At 67.9% G+C, this 17,454-nt stretch carries 15 protein-coding genes, 1 tRNA gene and 4 pseudogenes; 8 read left to right on the top strand and 12 right to left on the bottom strand.

Annotated features, from left to right (window positions below):
* Window positions 1–240: 240 nt before the first annotated feature.
* From psb34 to SYNGFB01_RS06635, 3 genes and pseudogenes are all read left to right on the top strand, one after another.
* Window positions 241–408: a photosystem II assembly protein Psb34 gene (gene psb34 / locus SYNGFB01_RS06645; protein ID WP_048016972.1), complete on the top strand. Its 168-nt coding sequence runs from the start codon at window positions 241–243 to the stop codon at window positions 406–408.
* Window positions 409–513: 105 nt separating this feature from the next.
* Window positions 514–1,708: pseudogene (locus tag SYNGFB01_RS06640) on the top strand (NAD-dependent epimerase/dehydratase family protein).
* A gap of 2 nt (window positions 1,709–1,710) precedes the next feature.
* On the top strand, window positions 1,711–2,859 hold the full coding sequence (locus SYNGFB01_RS06635; protein ID WP_048017429.1) for a glycosyltransferase family 1 protein: 1,149 nt from the start codon (window positions 1,711–1,713) through the stop codon (window positions 2,857–2,859).
* A 4-nt stretch (window positions 2,860–2,863) separates the two neighbouring features.
* Here the strand turns inward: SYNGFB01_RS06635 and SYNGFB01_RS16335 are convergent, their stop codons facing one another.
* The 7 genes and pseudogenes from SYNGFB01_RS16335 to cbiD form a co-directional block, all read right to left on the bottom strand.
* A complete protein-coding gene (locus SYNGFB01_RS16335) occupies window positions 2,864–3,757 on the bottom strand; it encodes a penicillin-binding transpeptidase domain-containing protein (protein ID WP_369795504.1) in 894 nt (297 codons plus the stop codon).
* Between the two features lie 236 nt (window positions 3,758–3,993).
* Window positions 3,994–4,239 (bottom strand): annotated as a pseudogene (locus SYNGFB01_RS16330) (penicillin-binding protein 2); the annotation flags it as partial.
* Window positions 4,240–4,303: 64 nt separating this feature from the next.
* Window positions 4,304–4,438: pseudogene (locus SYNGFB01_RS16325) on the bottom strand (hypothetical protein); the annotation flags it as partial.
* Between the two features lie 194 nt (window positions 4,439–4,632).
* Window positions 4,633–5,019, bottom strand: a complete 387-nt coding sequence (locus tag SYNGFB01_RS06625) for a hypothetical protein (RefSeq protein ID WP_048017428.1) — start codon at window positions 5,017–5,019, stop codon at window positions 4,633–4,635.
* Window positions 5,020–5,069: 50 nt separating this feature from the next.
* Window positions 5,070–5,693 carry a hypothetical protein gene (locus SYNGFB01_RS06620; protein WP_048017427.1) on the bottom strand — a complete coding sequence of 208 codons (624 nt, stop codon included), beginning with the start codon at window positions 5,691–5,693 and terminating at the stop codon, window positions 5,070–5,072.
* A 53-nt stretch (window positions 5,694–5,746) separates the two neighbouring features.
* Window positions 5,747–7,336 carry a glutamine-hydrolyzing GMP synthase gene (gene guaA, locus SYNGFB01_RS06615; RefSeq protein ID WP_048017426.1) on the bottom strand — a complete coding sequence of 530 codons (1,590 nt, stop codon included), beginning with the start codon at window positions 7,334–7,336 and terminating at the stop codon, window positions 5,747–5,749.
* Window positions 7,337–7,374: 38 nt separating this feature from the next.
* Window positions 7,375–8,502, bottom strand: a complete 1,128-nt coding sequence (gene cbiD, locus SYNGFB01_RS06610; RefSeq protein ID WP_048017425.1) for a cobalt-precorrin-5B (C(1))-methyltransferase CbiD — start codon at window positions 8,500–8,502, stop codon at window positions 7,375–7,377.
* Between the two features lie 108 nt (window positions 8,503–8,610).
* Between cbiD and SYNGFB01_RS06605 the strand changes: the two are divergent.
* From SYNGFB01_RS06605 to SYNGFB01_RS06595, 3 genes and pseudogenes are all read left to right on the top strand, one after another.
* Window positions 8,611–9,764, top strand: a pseudogene (locus SYNGFB01_RS06605) (alanine--glyoxylate aminotransferase family protein).
* A 100-nt stretch (window positions 9,765–9,864) separates the two neighbouring features.
* A tRNA-Gly gene (locus tag SYNGFB01_RS06600) sits at window positions 9,865–9,936 on the top strand.
* Window positions 9,937–10,245: 309 nt separating this feature from the next.
* Complete coding sequence (locus SYNGFB01_RS06595) at window positions 10,246–11,511, top strand: saccharopine dehydrogenase C-terminal domain-containing protein (RefSeq protein WP_200900073.1); 1,266 nt, start codon at window positions 10,246–10,248, stop codon at window positions 11,509–11,511.
* A 79-nt stretch (window positions 11,512–11,590) separates the two neighbouring features.
* Here the strand turns inward: SYNGFB01_RS06595 and SYNGFB01_RS14200 are convergent, their stop codons facing one another.
* From SYNGFB01_RS14200 to SYNGFB01_RS06575, 4 genes are all read right to left on the bottom strand, one after another.
* Entirely contained in the window at window positions 11,591–12,460 is an 870-nt protein-coding gene (locus tag SYNGFB01_RS14200) for an alpha/beta fold hydrolase (RefSeq protein WP_161795862.1), read from the bottom strand.
* The gene (locus SYNGFB01_RS14195; protein ID WP_152669565.1) at window positions 12,412–13,104 is read right to left on the bottom strand and encodes an alpha/beta hydrolase; all 693 of its coding nucleotides are present in this window, start codon (window positions 13,102–13,104) and stop codon (window positions 12,412–12,414) included. Before SYNGFB01_RS14195 ends, SYNGFB01_RS14200 begins: the two co-directional genes overlap by 49 nt.
* A 235-nt stretch (window positions 13,105–13,339) precedes the next feature.
* Window positions 13,340–13,573, bottom strand: a complete 234-nt coding sequence (locus SYNGFB01_RS14880) for a hypothetical protein (protein ID WP_235299966.1) — start codon at window positions 13,571–13,573, stop codon at window positions 13,340–13,342.
* Between the two features lie 493 nt (window positions 13,574–14,066).
* The gene (locus SYNGFB01_RS06575) at window positions 14,067–14,396 is read right to left on the bottom strand and encodes a hypothetical protein (RefSeq protein WP_048017431.1); all 330 of its coding nucleotides are present in this window, start codon (window positions 14,394–14,396) and stop codon (window positions 14,067–14,069) included.
* Between the two features lie 56 nt (window positions 14,397–14,452).
* Between SYNGFB01_RS06575 and SYNGFB01_RS06570 the strand changes: the two genes are divergently transcribed.
* The gene (locus SYNGFB01_RS06570; protein WP_369795503.1) at window positions 14,453–14,983 is read left to right on the top strand and encodes an AbrB family transcriptional regulator; all 531 of its coding nucleotides are present in this window, start codon (window positions 14,453–14,455) and stop codon (window positions 14,981–14,983) included.
* A 516-nt stretch (window positions 14,984–15,499) separates the two neighbouring features.
* On the opposite strand, the gene SYNGFB01_RS06560 is transcribed toward SYNGFB01_RS06570, so the two are convergent.
* The gene (locus tag SYNGFB01_RS06560; RefSeq protein WP_048017421.1) at window positions 15,500–17,089 is read right to left on the bottom strand and encodes a DEAD/DEAH box helicase; all 1,590 of its coding nucleotides are present in this window, start codon (window positions 17,087–17,089) and stop codon (window positions 15,500–15,502) included.
* A gap of 74 nt (window positions 17,090–17,163) precedes the next feature.
* Here SYNGFB01_RS06560 and SYNGFB01_RS06555 point away from each other — a divergent pair.
* Window positions 17,164–17,454, top strand: a 291-nt coding sequence (locus tag SYNGFB01_RS06555) for an HNH endonuclease (RefSeq protein WP_048017430.1), incomplete at its 3' end; no start/stop codon positions are given.

Raw genomic sequence — 17,454 nt, 5'->3', positions numbered from 1 at the left:
CAAGTGTGGATTTCGACCGAAAACGGCTCCGCCCTGCGCTTCGTCGCGGCTCCTCCCGGAGGCGTCGAGTCTCACCACTATCTCTACCTCACCTCCACTCGAATGTATTCGCTCGTGGTTGTGGTTCCCCCCAGGCGATGCCAAGGCCAGTGAAGTTGATCGGGCACATGAGTTCCGTGCCGAGCCCCCGGCAACGACCGCGCGGCCATCCATAAGGTGGCCACCAGTGCAGAGGTCTCCATGCAGGTCACCGAGGAAGACGGCGGCAAACTCAACGCCTTCGCCCGCGAACCCCGCATGGTGGTGATGGAGAAGGGGGAGGGCAGCACGGCCAACACCCGCCTGCTGCTGATCGGCGGGGCGGTGCTGGTGCTGGTGCTCGTCGCGGTTGCTGCCGGCATCAGCTGAGGCCCGGCCGCACCCGAGAGCCCTGCCGAAGGCCTGTAGTAGCTTGCGGATCAGAGCACGCGCCCATCCGGCAAGGAGTCTGGGTTTTTTGCCATGACGGTCGCCATGAAGGTCTTCGTTCTGGGCGGCGATGGGTTCTGCGGCTGGCCCTGCGCCGTGAACCTGGCCGATGCGGGTCACGATGTGGTCATCGTCGACAACCTCAGTCGCCGCAAGATCGACATCGACCTGGGCGTTGAGTCACTCACTCCGATCGCCACGATCAGCGACCGTCTGCGGGCGTGGGAACAGGTGGGCGGCCGGGCGATGCGCTTCGTGCATCTCGACATCGCCCGGGAGTACGACCGGCTGCTGGAGCTGCTGCGCAGCGAGCGACCGGCTGCGGTGGTGCATTTCGCCGAACAGCGCGCAGCCCCCTACTCGATGAAGAGCAGCGCCACGAAGCGCTACACGGTCGACAACAACGTCAACGGCACCCACAACCTGCTGGCCGCGCTCGTGGAAAGCGGCCTCGACAGCCACATCGTGCACCTGGGCACGATGGGGGTCTACGGNCTATGGCTCCCACCGGGGCGCCACCATTCCCGAGGGCTATCTCACCGTCGAGGTGCCCCAGCCCGACGGCAGCCGCTTCACCGAGAAGATCCTGCACCCAGCAGACCCAGGCAGCGTCTATCACATGACCAAGACGCTGGATCAGCTGCTCTTCTATTACTACAACAAGAACGACGGAATCCGCGTCACCGACCTGCACCAGGGCATCGTGTGGGGCACCAACACCGCCCTCACCGAGAAGGATCCCCGCCTCACCAACCGGTTCGACTACGACGGCGACTACGGCACCGTGCTCAACCGCTTCCTGATGCAGGCGGCGATCGGCTACCCGCTCACCGTGCATGGCACCGGCGGTCAGACCCGCGCCTTCATCCACATCCGCGACTCGGTGCGCTGCGTGCAGCTGGCCCTGGAACACCCGCCTCTCCCCGGCGAGAAGGTGAAGATCTTCAACCAGATGACCGAAAGCCACCAGGTGGGCGAGCTGGCCGAGAAGGTGGCCGCTCTTACAGGCGCCCAGATCAACTATCTGCCCAATCCCCGCAAGGAAGCCATCGAGAACGACCTGATCGTCGACAACCGCTGCTTCATCGAACTGGGTCTCAAGCCCACCACCCTCGATGACGGCCTGCTGGCCGAGGTGGTGGATGTGGCGCGCCGCTGGGCTGACCGCTGCGACCGCTCCCGCATCCCCTGCCAGTCGGCCTGGACCCAGACCCAGGCTCAGGCGATCAACGCCCGCTGATCTTGCGGATCGCGTTCTTCACCGAGACCTTCCTGCCGAAGGTCGACGGCATCGTTACCAGGCTCACCAAGACCCTGCCGCACCTCGTGGCCGCGGGTGATGCGGTGATGGTGTTCTGCCCCGAGGGGGCACCCGAGAGCTACGTGGGGNCCGAGGTGGTCGGGGTGCCTGCCATGCCGCTGCCGCTCTATCCGGAACTCAAGCTGGCCCTGCCAAGACCTGCCGTGGCCGAGGCCCTGGAGCGCTTCCGGCCCGATCTGGTGCATGTGGTGAACCCGGCCGTGCTGGGCCTGGGTGGGATCTGGCTGGCCAAGACCAAGGGCTACCCGCTCGTGGCCAGCTACCACACACACCTGCCGAAATATCTCGAGCACTACGGGATGGGGATGCTGGAACCGCTCCTCTGGGAGCTGCTCAAGGCGGCCCACAACCAGGCCAGCCTCAACCTCTGCACCTCCACCGCCATGGTGTCTGAACTGAGCGCCAAGGGGATCCAGAACACCGCCCTCTGGCAGCGAGGCGTCGACACGGAGCTGTTCCGCCCAGAACTGCGCAGCCTGGCGATGCGCAGACGTCTGCTGGGCAGCCACACCGACAGCGACAAGCTGCTGCTCTACATCGGCCGACTTTCGGCGGAGAAGCAGATCGAGCGGATCCGACCCGTGCTCGAGGCGATCCCTGATGCGCGCCTGGCCCTGGTGGGAGATGGACCGCATCGTGCCCGCCTGGAGGAGACCTTCGCCGGCCTGCCGGTGACTTTCGTGGGCTACCTGGCCGNCGAGGAACTGGCCAGCGCCTACGCCAGCGGCGATGCCTTCGTGTTCCCATCGAGCACCGAAACCCTTGGATTGGTGCTGCTGGAAGCGATGGCAGCCGGCTGTCCGGTGGTGGGAGCCAACCGTGGCGGCATCCCCGACATCGTGACCGATGGTGTGAGCGGCTGCCTCTACGAGCCGGAGGGACCCGATGGCGGGGCCGCCAGCCTCACCGCAGCGGTGCAGCGGCTGCTCGGCAACCGGGCGGAGCGCCAGGCCCTGCGCCGTGCCGCCCGCCAGGAAGCGGAACGCTGGGACTGGCAGGGTGCCACCCAGCAACTCCGCCGCTTCTACCAGGATCTGCTCAGCCGTCCCAGCCTCAGCCTGGCGGCCTGAAACCTCAGCCCCTGGCGCGCTGATCGCCTGGCTGGGCCCCACGGAACCAGGTGGTCATCAGCGCCTTCACCATCGGCGCCGCCACCGTGCCGCCATAACCGCCGCTGTTCTCGCCGAAGGCCACGATCACCAGGGTGGGCTTGTCCGCGGGTGCATAGCCGCCAAACCAGGCATGGTCGAGGCGCGGCGGATCCTCGCCGGTGCCGGTCTTGCCGGCCACCGGCGGCAGGCTGGGGTCGTTGAGGATCCTCGCCGTGCCCTCCGTCACCACCATGCGCAGCCCTTTGCGGAGGACCCGCAGGGTTCCCGGCTTGAGTCCGATCCAGCGACGCTCGGTGGGCCGCTCCACCAGATGAGGGGTGACCAGCCAGCCACCATTGGCCACCGCCGCATAGAGCCGCGCCATCTGCAAGGGCGTCACCAGTACCGGCCCCTGCCCGATCGCGCTGCTGATCGTGTCCACGGGAGTCCAGTGCTCGCCGTAGACCTTCAGCTTCCAGGCCTCATCTCCCAGCAGGCCGGGGCCGTCCTCATCCCTGAGCTCGATGCCGGTGAGCTGGCCGTAGCCCATCCGCCGGGCGGCCTTGAACAGCTCGTCCGGCCCCACCTTCAGGCCAACCTGGTAGTAGAAGCTGTTGCTGCTCACCGCCAGGGCCATCGGGAAGCCGATCGCTCCGAAGCTGCCGTGGTCGCCGTAACACTGGCCGCGATAGCAGAACGAATTCATCGTGGGCACCGTGGAGTGCTCGCCGAAGCGCCCCGACTCGATGCCGGCGATGGTGGTGACCAGCTTGAAGGTGCTGGCCGGAGGAAAGCCCTGAAAGGCCCGGTTGAGCATGGGAGCTTCAGGCCCGCCGAGAGCCTCCCACTGGGCAGCGGTGGGGCCGGTGGCAAAGATGTTGGGATCGAAGTTGGGTCGCTGGCCATCGCCCGGATCGCGCCGGTCTGGGGATCCATGGCGACGATCGCTCCCTTGCGCACGCCTGCCAGAGCCCTCTCGGCCGTTTTCTGCAGCTCGAGGTCAAGGGTGAGCCGCAGATCCTTGCCGGCTTTGGCCTGCTTGTCACCGAGCACCCTCTGCACCTGGCCAGCCGCATTGACCTCCAGCTGCTGGCCGCCCCACTCCCCGCGCAGATGGGACTCGAAGGCGTTTTCGATGCCGCTGCGGCCGATGCGATCCTGCATGCGGTAACCCTTCGGCTCCAGCCGATCGAACTCCTCGGCGGTGATCGGGCTGATGTAGCCCAGCACATGGGCGCCCAGGCTGCCGTAGGGATAGNCGCGCAGGTAGTCCAGATCGACCTCCGCCCCCCCNAGAACCATGGCCTGCTCCCGAAAGCGCAGCACCTGCTCGGGACTGAGATTGCTGGCGAGTTCGATCCGATAGCCGTCGCTGTTGGTTCCCGAGCGGCGCTTCTGATCCAGTTGCTCGGGGGGNNATGCCCATCACGGCACTGAGCCGGCGGCGCAGTTCCGGCCAGCGGGCGTCGTTCACCTGGCGAGGCTGGATGTAAAGGTTGTAGGTAAGACGGCTGGAGACCAGCACGCGGCCGTTGCGGTCAAGGATGCGCCCGCGCATGGGATGACGGGGCACCAGCCGGATGCGGTTCTCATCGGCCCGGGCACGATTCTCGGCACCCTGCACCAGCTGGAGCCAGGCCAGTCGCACGCCCATGGCGCCACTGAACAGCAGAACCACCGCCAGCAACCAGGCTGGCTGGCGACCCATGCCGCAATGGCGGTGGGAGGCGGACGAGGTGGCCGACAGCATGGTCAGGAACCGATTTCCAGACGGTGCTCGAGCAGCTTCAGGCGCCGGCTGATCTGACTCAGGCGGGCTGGCAGAGCCTCGGGATCGGGATCGGCACCCGGCTCAGGATCGTGAACCGGTGTGGTTGTCTCGTCCACTTCCCGCACACGCACCGACATCACCGGATTGCCGAGGCCGGGGCTGACCTGATCGAGCTGGGCGCGCAGGCGACTGGCGGCAGGCTCACCCTCCTGGCGAAGCNGATCGAGGGGATCCCNGGCCCGGCTGTCAAACGCCGAGGCCAGCTCGCCGGGACCTCCCCGACGAACCCGCTCGGCCAGGGCCAGCCCCACGGGCAGCACCTGCTGCATCAGGGTGAGCCGCAGGTTGTCGAAGGGGTCGGGTTGCATGGCGTGCGGCACGGCCGTGGGGGTGCGGCACGGCCGGCGGGGGACTGGCTTCAGTTTGCCGCGGGACGCGCACTGACACCTGGATCCACGATGGCTCCCCGGCAGCCNTGCTGACTGCCCCACCACCAGCCGCCGGCCACGGCCAGCACCAGCAGAGCCGCCATCGGCACAAGAGCCTGGCGGGTGACCTCCTGGCCGCACCATTCCATCCAGGCCCGCCAGGTGCGCTCCCGATCGAAGCGCCGCCGGGCCCGCTGCGCCTCCATCACGCGGCGCCGCAGCGAGCGGCTCACCCAGCGCTCGAAGGCCCGTTTCTTGGTGACGGCCATCTTGCGCTCCACCTCGAGCAGCTGGCCCGCGGTGAGGTCGGGGTTGAAGGTGCTGATCAGCTCCAGACTCTTCAGGAACATCTCCACGGCGCCGTCCTTGGCCGCCCGCTCATCGTCATCGAGCAGGCCCCAGTCGAGCTCGGGATAGAAACGGCTGCGGTTGGCGGCGATCTGCTCCTCGCTCAGCTGACCGGGCTCCCGCAGCCAGCGGTCGGTGTTGGCGTCGAAGCGGCGCCAGTAGAGGAACGGATTGAGGTAGATCGTCTTGCCAGCCAGCTGAATGCTGTCCTGCTGGAGCCGTCGGTGCAGGTCAGGATCGCTGGATGTCGCAGGAGCGGCAGTCACGGCGGGGCGAAACCGGTGGACCCGAGGGTATCGGAGTCCCCCCGCCGCGGCCATCATTCCCACTCGATCGTGCCGGGCGGCTTGCTGGTGATGTCGAGCACCACCCGGTTGACGCCCTTCACCTCGTTGACGATGCGGTTGGAGATGGTCTCAAGCAGGTCGTAGGGGAGTCGGGACCAATCAGCGGTCATGCCATCCTCCGACGACACGCAGCGCAGCACCACAGGGAAGGCATAGGTGCGCTTGTCACCCATCACACCCACGCTGCGCACCGGCAGCAGCACGGCGAAGGCCTGCCAGATCTGGTCGTAGAGGCCGGCATCGCGGATCTCCTCACGCACGATCAGGTCGGCGTCGCGCAGGATGTCGAGCTTCTCGTCGGTGACCTCGCCGAGGATGCGGATCGCCAGGCCGGGGCCGGGAAAGGGGTGGCGGCCCACGATCTCCTGCGGCAGCCCGAGGGCGCGACCGACCTTGCGCACCTCGTCCTTGAAGAGCTTGCGCAGGGGTTCCACCAGCTTGAACTGCAGGTCCTTGGGCAGACCGCCCACGTTGTGGTGGCTCTTGATCTTCACCGCCACCCGCTCGCCGGTCTTGGGGTCAACGTTGGTGCCGGCGCTCTCGATCACATCGGGGTAGAGAGTGCCCTGGGCGAGGTAATCGAACGGGCCGAGGCGCTTGCTCTCCTCCTCGAACACACGGATGAATTCAGTGCCGATCAGCTTGCGCTTCTCCTCAGGATCGGTCACACCAGCGAGCTTGCCGATGAAGCGCTGGCGAGCGTTGATGTATTCCACCTTGATGTGGAACTTCTTGTCGAAGAAGTCCATCAGGAATTCGGGCTCGCCTTTGCGCATGAAACCCTGATCGATGAACATGCAGGTGAGCTGATCCCCGATCGCCTGGTGCAGCAGGAAGGCCAGGGTGGAAGAATCCACACCCCCGGAGAGCGCCAGCAGCACCCGCTTGCCGCCCACCTGGGCCCGCACATCGGCCACCGCCTCATCGATGAAGGCGGCGGTGGTCCAGTCGGCCTCACAGCCGCAGATGTGGTACACGAAGTTGCGGATCAGGGCCATGCCGCAGGTGGAGTGCACCACCTCGGGGTGGAACTGCACCCCGTAGAGCCGCCGCCGGTGGTCGGCGACCGCCGCCTCCGGGGTGTTGTCGGTATGGGCCAGGCGCACGAAACCATCCGGCAACCTCTCCACAGAGTCGCCATGGCTCATCCACATCGTCGAACCCTCCTCGACATTGGTGAGCAGATCGGTGGGATCGTCCACATGGAGTGGCGCCTTGCCGTATTCCGCCTTGCCGGCGGCCACCACGGCCCCGCCCAGCTGCTGCACCATCAGCTGCATGCCGTAGCAAACGCCCAGCACCGGAATCCCCAGCGTCCACAGGCCCGGATCACACACCGGTGCTCCGGGTTCGTACACCGAGCTGGGGCCGCCGCTGAGGATGATGCCCTTCGGCGCCAGGGCGCGCAGCTCGTCGGCGCTGGTGGTGTGACTCATCACCAGGGAGAACACCTCCGTTTCGCGCACACGCCGGGCGATCAACTCGGAATACTGCGAACCGAAATCCAGGATCACGATCGCCGGGTGGCGGGACGACTGCGAAACGGCGTCGAAGACGGGCATGAGGCAGGCCGGGCGGCCCAGCTGGCATTCGGACCAGCCTAGGCGGCGTCGCCTGGAGAGCTGGCCAGCTCTGCCAGCAGAGGACCCCCCACAGGCCCACGGCCGCAGATGGCGCGGCCGCGATCGAACAGCACCGCCCCGATCGCAAGGTCCTCCTCACCGTGCCGCGTCAGATAGGCGACGCTGCGGCATTCGATCGCCGCAGCGATCCGGGTCCGCAGCCGCTCAGCCAGGAGCGGATCCTGCGCCGACAGCTGCTGCAGGGCCTGCTCCACCGTGGCGGCGGCATGCAGGGCGGCCAGGGCAGGCCCTGAGAGACCCTCCAGAGCGGCCAGGGCGGTGAGCACCTCGGCGCGCCCGTCGNCCAGGTGGTGATGGGTGTGGAAGATGCCGCCCGCCAGCTTGATCAGCTTGCCNTGATACCCGAACAGCAACAGCCGCCGCACGCCCGNCTGCGCCGCGGCCAGCAGCAGGGGGCCGAGCCAGTTGCCGGCCTTGACCAGCAGGTTGCTCGGCAGGCCCAGGCGCGGCGCCAGATCCAGACCGTTCTCACCGATCACCAGCACCAGATCTCCCCTGAAGCCAGGCTCGCCGACCCGCTGCCGCAGCTCCGCCAGGGCTGCCTCGAGCTGTTCGGGAGCCGCGCTGCGCTGCACCCGGGCCTGGGTGCCGATCAGGGCCAGGCCCTCCACCACTCCGAAGGCGGCGTTGCTGGTGCGCTCCGCCAGCTGCCGCCCCGCCGGGATCGTGAGCTGCAGCAGCAGACGCCGACCCTGCGGCAGCAGGGGCTGCAGGTTCCAGGTGAGCAGGTCGCGCGCGAAGGCGGAGAGGCAGGGATCGCCGCTGGCGGCGTGGACCCCCACACCCGCACCGGGCCGCAGCTCCAGCCAGTCCCCCGGACCCTCCAGCCAGCTCGCCTGGGCCCACACCAGCAGCCCGCGGGTGAGGTCGAGCACCCCCTCCCCTGGGTCGCAGCGGGCCATGGCCAGGGCCGAACCATCGGCCAGGGGTGCCGCCGCCAGCACGGACACCGGCTGGGGCGTGNCGTCCGCCGCCAGACGGAGCTGCTGAACGGCGCTGAAGGNCTCGCCGCGGAGACAGGCCAGCGCTGCCCGGGCCGCGNCCGCCGCCCACACCGGCAGGGTCCAGCCCGCCTCTGCGCTCATCTGTTNCGCCGGGCACCCGGGAGTGGCGGAGACCGTTTTTTATGTTGGTCGATTGCGCCGACGCCGGCCGCAGCCCCGCTCCGAACCGCAGCCACCATCCAGCCAGCCATGCAGGACAAGCTCACCCTGATGATCCCCGGCCCCACCCCGGTGCCGGAAACCGTGCTGCAGGCGATGGGGCGCCATCCGATCGGCCATCGCAGCGCCGACTTCCAGAAGATCGTCAAGCGCACCACCGAGCAGCTGCAGTGGCTGCATCAGACCCGTAACGACGTGCTGGTGATCACCGGCAGCGGCACCGCCGCCATGGAGGCCGGGATCATCAACGTGCTGTGCAGGGGCGATCGGGTGCTCTGCGGCGACAACGGCAAGTTCGGCGAGCGCTGGGTGAAGCTGGCCAGGGCCTACGGCCTCGACGTGCAGGTGATCAAGGCCGAGTGGGGCCAGCCGCTCGACCCCGAAGCCTTCCGTGCCGCCCTGGAGGCCGACACCGCCAAGGCGATCAAGGCGGTGATCCTCACCCACTCGGAGACCTCCACCGGGGTGATCAACGACCTTGAGTCGATCGCCCGCCATGTGCGCGCCCACGGCACTGCTCTCACCATCGCCGACTGCGTCACCAGCCTGGGTGCCTGCGACGTACCGATGGATGCCTGGGGACTCGACGTGATCGGCTCGGGATCCCAGAAGGGCTACATGATGCCGCCGGGCCTGGCCTTCGTGGCCATGAGTGAGCGGGCCTGGGCCGCCTACGAGCGATCCGACCTGCCGAAGTTCTATCTCGATCTCGGCAAGTACCGCAAATCGGCCAAAGCCGACAGCAACCCCTTCACGCCGGCGATCAACCTCTATTTCGCCCTGGAAGCGGCCCTGGAGATGATGCAGGCCGAGGGCCTGGAGGCGATCTTCGCCCGCCATGCCCGCCACCGCGCCGCCGCCCAGGCCGGCATGAAGGCGATCGGCCTGCGGCTCTACGCCGCTGAAGGCCACGGCAGCCCGGCGATCACGGCCGTGGCACCGGAGGNCATCGATGCCGAGGCGATGCGCAAGAAGGTGAGACAGCACTTCGACATCCTCCTGGCCGGCGGCCAGGACCACCTCAAGGGACACGTGTTCCGGATCGGCCATCTCGCTTCGTCTGCGATCGCGACGTGCTGACCGCCGTGGCCGCGATCGAGGCCACCCTGCAGGAGCTGGGACTGCACAGGGNCAGCATGGGGNCCGGGGTGGCCGCCGCCGCCGCCGCCCTCTCCAAAGGCTGATCGGCCGCAGCACCGTGGGCCGGCCTGCTGGTCTCGACCAGACCGGCCTGCGGAGGGCCTCAGGACAACGGGGCTTGCTAAGATGAGTTTGTTACATCTTGCGGGTGTAATTCAGTGGTAGAATGTCAGCTTCCCAAGCTGAACGTCGCCGGTTCGAGTCCGGTCACCCGCTTCTCATCCACGGCTGGGTCGCCACACCACACCATTGGTTGAGCGCCGGCCGGGATGCAGGGATGCAGGCCAGCCGCCGTGAGTCGCGAGGCCGTGAAGGTCTCACACCGGCGATCGTTCCGGATCATGTGAGGATTCGAGGAAGATTGCGGCTGAATCAGCCTCCTTCGGTTGCATCAGCGCGGCTGCCTGAGCCGACTGGGACCGCCTGAAATCCACTGCCCCCCGCTACGCCGCGATGCAGCCATCGTCCAGCGCCGTTCCACCGCTCGCTGTTGCGTTCTTCGGCCTCGGAGCGGTGGGATCCGCGATGCTCATCTGCCTGGCGGAACTCGCCGAACGGGATGGCGTGCCCCTGCGCTTCGTGGTGGTGGTGCTGAATCCCGACCTGGCCCGCGATGCGCTGTTCCATGCCGAGCGGCTGTTCGATCGGATCGACTTCGTGGGTGTGGATGATTTCGGGGCCGTCTTCGATGGCACGGCCCCCGAGGCGGAGAGGCTGAACGGGGTCGACATGCTCGTCAATGCCGCCCATCCCGGCTTCAACCGCCAGATCCTTGCCCTCGCCCTGCGGCTGGGGGCCCATGCCGTGGACCTGGCCTCGGACATGTACGACGCCGAGACCGAACGGACCCTCACCTTCGCCCAGTACGAGGTGGATGGCGATCTCCGGGCACGGGGTCTGACGGCACTGATCAATCTGGGCATCTCTCCGGGAGTCACCAACTTCCTGATCGGGCAGCGGCTGCTCGAGCTCCGCGACGTCCGGCGCCGTGATCTGGAGGTGGAGAGCGTCGATCTCTATCTGCTCGAGGACATCGACTCCGACGAAGTGGTGTTCTCCTGGTCGCCCCTGGTGGCTCTCGAGGAGCTGGCCCAGCAGCCCCGCCTGCTCCGGGATGGGCACCTGTTGGTTCTGGAGCCATTCAAGGACCCCCGGGAGTACCGATTTCCCGGCGAGACCCGTTCCGTGCGGCAGTACCCCCTCTATCAGGAGGAACTGCTCTCCCTGCATCGCTCCTTCCCGGAGATCGCCTCGATCGGCATCTACACCGGCGGTTCCGAGGTGGAGCTCGTCAAGGCTTTGTTCCAGCTCAACCTGCTCTCCAAGCGCACCCTGCCCCAGCAGAGCGAGCTCACCGTGGAGGCGATGGTGCGGGCCATCCTGCCCGGGATGAACAAACCGCGCCGGATCGAGGATTATCTGCGCAGCGGCGTGATCCGCCGTGCCCATTTCGCGGCGGCTGCCGAGATCCGCGTCACCGAAACGGTGCGCAACGAACGACAGACCGTGATCGAGACGGTGGGCCTAAGTTATCTCCGCTATCAGGGCCTGCTCGACAGTCCCTACGCCGGTGCCACCTACATCGCTTATCCCACGGCGGTGGGTGCGGCGATCCTCGCCTGGCATGCCTTGGCCTTTCTGCGCGAGGAGGGCGGTGAGCTACCGGGGGTGATCACCGGGGAGGATCTGGCCCGCCTGCTGCCGCGACCACGAGCCGAGGCGATCCGTCGCGATCTGGTGGGGTGGGATATCGACCTCTTCGCCAGTGTGCGCGATGCCACACCCCTGTGATCGGATCCAGGGATCGCTTGCGGCGCNTGACTGAGCCTGCAGTGAAAGCCCGAACGCTCCAAGGGTTCTCAGCGAAGGCCTACGGCGGCGGCAGCGATCCGGTGACATCCACCAGGGGAAGTTCCCCACTCCCCCAGGCACCCCCGGTCAGCAACGGCGGAGCCCCGGCTCTGGGCCGCACGGCCTCACCGGCCGCGAAGGCCGCGTTCGTCCAGGCGAGCAGAAGCGGGCCCAGCACCCCGCCATCGTCCCGGGCACCGGGACGCAGGTTGAAGTGGTCGCCGCCCCGCACGAGCACGAGCTGATTGCCGGGGGTCACCCCCCAGCGCATCGGGGTGATGGCCTCGGGATCCGGTGGCACCACCCAGTCGCGACTGCCGCTCACCACCAGAACCCGGGCGCTCAGTTGCCGCCCGGAACCGCGGGGAAACAACAGCGAAACCGGCGGACTCACCGCCGCCACAGCGATGACGCGTTCATCCTGCACGACCGCCTGATCCACGCCCCGCAGCCAACTGCACTGCAAGGTCCAGCTGAGATTGCGCTCCGGATCATCCAGNCGGCTGCAGCGCTGCAGCAAGCCGACATCCGTTGGACGCACACCAGCCAGCTGCAGGGCGGTGGTGGCCCCCCAGGAATGGCCGAGCACCACCACCCGCCGGCTGTCCACGGGCTGGCTCAGCCTGAGCCGAGGAGCCGCATCCAGAACCGCCCGAAGGTCAAGGGCGCGTAAGCCCAGTTCCTCAGGCCCCGGCGGTGGCGAGGAACCCGCGAGCACAGCCTGCTGCTGGCTGCTGTCACTGCCAGGATGGCGGGGGAGGATCACCGTGTAGCCCCAGGAAGCCAGCAGGCGGCCCCAGCCCTCGAAGCTCTCCGGACGATCCCAGAGCCCGTGGGAGATCAGAACCAGGCGGCCGCTGCCGCCGGTCTGCGGCTCCAGGACCCGCAACTCGAGTGGCTGACTGCGATAGGCCACCGGCAGCTCGAGCTGGTGGGTGAGCAGCGACTGCCCCGGCTGATCGGCACCGCCGGTGGAGGCACGGGCGAACGGCTGGCGATCAGCTGCTCTGCCTGGCTCCGCTGGGCGACCATGCGGTTGGCGATGGCCCTGGCACGGCCGAGATCGAGGCTGACGCTGCGGCCGGGAATGGCCTGGATCAGATTCAGGAGGGTGGGCTCACCGTTGCGGGAGGCCTTCAGCAGAACCTGCCGCAGGGTTTCGCCGGAAAGGTCGGTGGCGAGTCCATCCACCGTGCCGAAGGACGACAGCAGCAGCATCGCCTGCTCCAGCAGGGGGGAACCCACCGCACGATCGGCGATTGGCACGAGGCTGAGAGGAACGGGCTGGTTCATCAGCTCGGCCAGCTGCCGCCCCACCGCCCCGTTGCTGGCCCGGTCCAACTCGGCCAGATCGCTGTTCCCAGTGCGCAGGGCATCGGGATTGGCCAGTTCGCTGACCCGAACGGTGAAGCTGGTCTCCAGCAGCGGCAGCTGGATCACCACCTCTTCCAGGGCTGAGGCCGGCAGCACAGGCTGCAGCGCTCCGGCCAGTGCCACCAGGGCCGCAGCCAGCCAGGAGCCGCGACGCTTCATCGGCAACCCTGCACCGAGCTGCGGCAGCGCAAACCCATCACGCCAGGCTGGCCGATGGCTGCCGGCCAGGGTTTCACACGGGAGGCATGCCTGCCCTGCACGACGAGGTGGGCAGAGAACGGCCTGCCGGTGGAGATCGGTGGGTTCATGCGGGTGGAGATCACCGTCACTCTGCAGCCATCGCTGACGGTCATGGAGCCCTCGGCCGGGTCGAGCACCAGGCCTGGGGGGAGTGTCAGCTGCGGGGCTTGATCACCTGCAGCACCTGGGGACCTGCGCTGACCAGGCGGCGCTCGCAATCCAGCAGAGACAGGATGGCGCGGGCTGAAGCCTCGGTGTCACCCCGTTCGGCGGCATTGCGGGCAACGAGGTCCCAGCGGATAGCCTCCTGCTGCAACTGCTCGCGCCGCACATCGATCGATCCGGAGGTGGCGCGTGAATCAAGAGGCCGGCGGACCGGTTGTGGCACAGAAGGATGTTCAGTGCCGCGAACGGACCTGGAAACAAAGGTCACCGTCATGGGTGGCAGACGCAGGGTCAGAGCACAACGCTCGATGCGATGTGTTTGATTCTGACACTCGAACGTTAAGCAATCCTCCAGGACCGAATCATGGCGTCAGGCACTGGATGGGCAAACGCCAACATGGATCTGACACTCGGCCGGCTCACCAACTTCTTCAGGTTCCCGGTTCCTCCAGATTGCCGCCCAGGGCTTCAATCTGTTGGCGCAGCATTGTGCAGCGCTGGAGATCGCCACGGGAACCGGCGACAGCCAGAGCGAATTCAAGCTTTTCAAGCTGATGGTCTCGCTCAGCCGTGCGCAGGGATGACCGTGGATTGGCTGCTGGCCTGAAGGCCGGACGGTGCGACCAGGAGGCTCCGTTGGGGCTGGATTGGGGGAAGGCCATGGCTGGCTTTCTTCCCATTCTGGCGCGGCTGCCAAGGGATGGTGCCCAGGCGGCTCAGGCTGCCTGGTCGAGATCCAGGCCAGCCGTCTCAGCGGCGATTGGAACGGATGCGGGCGCCAGGGTCGGGTTCGGCAGGCATGCGGACGCGGACGGATCGGCGCTGGACTCGAGTGCCAGCAATTCCCGGCAATCAGCGAGCAGTCTCTCGACGTTGTCGAGGCAGGTGAGCTCCTGTGGATCGGGGTCCTGATCCCTTTCCAGGATCTGTTCGATGCCAGCAAGACGCTGCTCGAGCGTCACCAACCGCTGGGAGAAGGCATGGATGGTCTGGGCCAGATCTTCAGTGTTGCGGGTGATCCGGAAGGACAGCGACTCGTGGGCCATCGCCAGCACAGTGGTAGTGCCGATCACAACACAGATCAGCCCCTCAGCCAAGGCCCCTGGATGCCATGAATCCGCTCCTCAACCTGATGCTCTATGCGCTGGCCGGAACGGCCGGTGGCCTGCTGGCCCTCCTCACGGGCATCCCGGCGGCCCNGCTGGCCGGTGCCCTGCTGGGGGCAGGGCTGCTGAGCCTCACGGGTCGGCTGGAACTGGCCCACTGGCCCGCCGGCACCCGCACGGGCCTGGAAATCGCCATCGGCACCGTGCTGGGCACCGGACTCACCGCGGCAGTGCTCTCGGAGCTGCGCCAGCTGTGGCGACCGGCCCTGGTGATCACCGTGACCCTGGTGGTGGCGGGGCTGGCCGTGGGTCTTGGCTGCAGCCGTGTGCTGGGCACCGATCCGGTGGTGGCCCTGCTGGGCGCCGCTCCCGGGGGCATCAGCGGCATGAGCCTGGTGGGAGCGGAACTGGGGGTTGGTGCAGCCGTGGCGGCCCTGCATGCCGTGCGCCTGATCACCGTGCTGATCGTGCTGCCTGTGGTGGTCAAGCTGATTGTGCCGCTGAGTCAGCCACCGCCGGCTGGCTGAGGGAACGACGCTGCCACGAGGCCGCGACCGAGCGGCGTTCATGATCAACGCGATGGTTGGGCAGATCCCCGATGTCCTGCCGATCCGCAGCCGCGACTTCCGTGACACGTTCCCGACCCCCAAAGCCCGGCCGACGTCCTGCAGGCAGCGCAGCACTGGCGCCGGCCGTCCTGCTGGCGCTGCTGGTGGGGCTGAGCAGCTGCGCCGAAGCTCCTCTTCCCGAGAGTGGGCCGCGATCGGACGACTGCCTCAGGGATCTGCAGCTGGAGGGTCTGCAGGATCAGATCAAGCGCTGTAACGCCGTGGTCGCGGCCTTTCCCAATCTTCCGGGACCGCTGAACGACCGCTATCTGCTGCGCAGCCTGGCGGGCGACGACAAGGGTGCCTGCAGCGACATCGACGCGGCGCTGCGACTGGCCGCCGCCCGGCCCGGAAGCGCTGCCGATCGGGAGCTGCTTGAGGAGCTGAAACTGCGCCAGACGATCTGCCGCGCGCCCNAGCGAGCCGTCAGCACCCCTACCAACGCTCGATCAGCTCCCGCACCATGAGCGGCAGGCTGCGCCGGGTCAGGCTGCTGGAGCCCCGCTGCAGCAGCAGGGCGATGCGCTCGGCCTTGCTGGCGATCAGGCCGTCCACCAGCTGATCGGCCGCGCCGAGCTGCAGCCAGTGGCAGGTGAGGGTGCTCCCCATGCCGATGCGGTGGCAGCGGTCTTCCGCCTGCTCCGCATCGCCGGGGGTCCAGGGCCGCTCGATCAGCACCACATGGCGGGCCCTGTGGAGGGTGAACCCCAGCCCCCCGGTGCCATAGGTGGCGATCAGCAGCGGGCTGGCACCGGCCTGAAAGCGGTCCACGAGCTGCTGGCGCCGGGCGGCGGGGAGAGCGCCGGTGAGCAGGCAGCCGCAGGCCAGCCGCTGCCGCAGCAGCTGGGCTGTGGCCACAAAGGCGGTGAACACCACCACCGCCTCACCGGCGCCGAGCAGCTGCCCCACCAGGGACGCCGCGGCCGGCAGCTTGTAGTGGGAACCGATCTGACGCAGGGCCGTGAGCACGGCCAGCACCTCGGCTTCGCGACGCACCTCGCCGCGAGCGGCGCGGCGGCGATAGGCGTCCACCATGCGCTGCAGACGGGTTTCGAAGCCGCGGGCCTCCGGCTCGGTGAGCTGCACCGGCAGCAGCCTGCGCTGCTTGGGGGGGAGATCCAGGCAATCCTGCTTGCGGCGGTGGAGAACCAGCGGCCTGATCAACCGCTGCAACTCCTCGAGCCGGCTGGCGCCGGTGGCCTGCCAGACGCGGCCCCCGGCCCGTTCACGCCAGTGCCCCTGGCAGAACAACTCCTCGTAGGCCCGCTGATCGCGGGCAAGCGGATGCCCGATCGCCGCCAGCAACGGAAACAGCTGGGCCGGTCGACCATTCTTCATCGGGGTTCCGCTGAGCAGCCAGACGGCACGACCGCGAGGATGGCGGGCCAGCCGCAGCAACGCCTGGCTGCGGCTGGTGTGGGCGTTCTGGGCGTAGTGGGCCTCATCCACGATCACCACGCAGCCAGCCTCCGGCAGCTGTCGTGGCAACCGGGCCCAGCTGTGCAGCTCCAGTTGCAGGCCAACGGCCATGGCCTCGCTACGCCAAAGATGATGCAGACCCACCGGCGCCACCACCACCACCCGGCAATCCGCCGACCGCACCATCGCCCGAGCAGCGACCAGGGCCGACAGGGTCTTGCCCAGCCCCATGGCATCGGCAAGCACGGCGCCACGGCGGGCCAGCAGCCATCGCACCGCCGCCCTCTGGTGAGCGAACAGGTGCCGCCCATCCTGCAGCGGCCGGGCGAGATCAGCGGCCGCCACCAGCTCACGATGAGGCGGCAGGGGCGGCAGGGGCTGGCGCAGCCATTGCCACCACGCGGCCAGCTCGGGGTCGAGAGCGAACCGATCGAGCAGCACCGGCCTGAGCGCCTCGGCCGCCTCCAGTGGAAATTCCCAGCAGAACCGGCCACTCAGCCAGCGACCGCGCGGTCGCACCGCCCTCAGCTGGGCATGGGTGACGGCATCGAACGGAGAAGCAACCTCAATCAGGCCGGATGGCCCCAGTCGCACCAGGCAGCGCATGGGCGGATCTGCAGCCCTCGACACATTGACACCCCGGGGGATCGGGCCAAACTGCCGCCAACCGAGGCGCGCGCATGCAGGCCAGGGACCGGGGATCAGGCGAAGGCATCAGTCCGAACGCCGTCTTCCTCGAAGACCTGTGTCCGAAGTTGCGGGTGCGGCAATGGCGTCGATCACTGCACCACGTGACCGACCATCGCTGCGTGTACTGCGGGGAGCGCTCGGAATCCATCGATCACGTGCTGCCCCAGAGCCGCGGTGGCCTGAGCGTGACCGAGAACTGCGTGCCCGCCTGCCTGGCCTGCAACGGTCGCAAAGGCGATGCCGATGCCTTCAGCTGGTACCGGAGCCAGAGCTTCTATGAC

This window comes from Synechococcus sp. GFB01, from assembly GCF_001039265.1.
Lineage (GTDB): Bacteria > Cyanobacteriota > Cyanobacteriia > PCC-6307 > Cyanobiaceae > NIES-981.
This window is presented reverse-complemented; position numbering and strand designations above follow the sequence as displayed.

Coding starts and splice junctions, on each gene's coding strand:
- psb34 (WP_048016972.1), top strand. CDS start 241: ATGCAGGTCACCGAGGAAGACGGCGGCAAACTCAACGCCTTCGCCCGC.
- guaA (WP_048017426.1), bottom strand. CDS start 7,336: ATGCCCGTCTTCGACGCCGTTTCGCAGTCGTCCCGCCACCCGGCGATC.
- SYNGFB01_RS06595 (WP_200900073.1), top strand. CDS start 10,246: ATGCTCATCTGCCTGGCGGAACTCGCCGAACGGGATGGCGTGCCCCTG.
- SYNGFB01_RS14195 (WP_152669565.1), bottom strand. CDS start 13,104: ATGAAGCGTCGCGGCTCCTGGCTGGCTGCGGCCCTGGTGGCACTGGCC.
- SYNGFB01_RS06575 (WP_048017431.1), bottom strand. CDS start 14,396: ATGGCCCACGAGTCGCTGTCCTTCCGGATCACCCGCAACACTGAAGAT.
- SYNGFB01_RS06560 (WP_048017421.1), bottom strand. CDS start 17,089: ATGCGCTGCCTGGTGCGACTGGGGCCATCCGGCCTGATTGAGGTTGCT.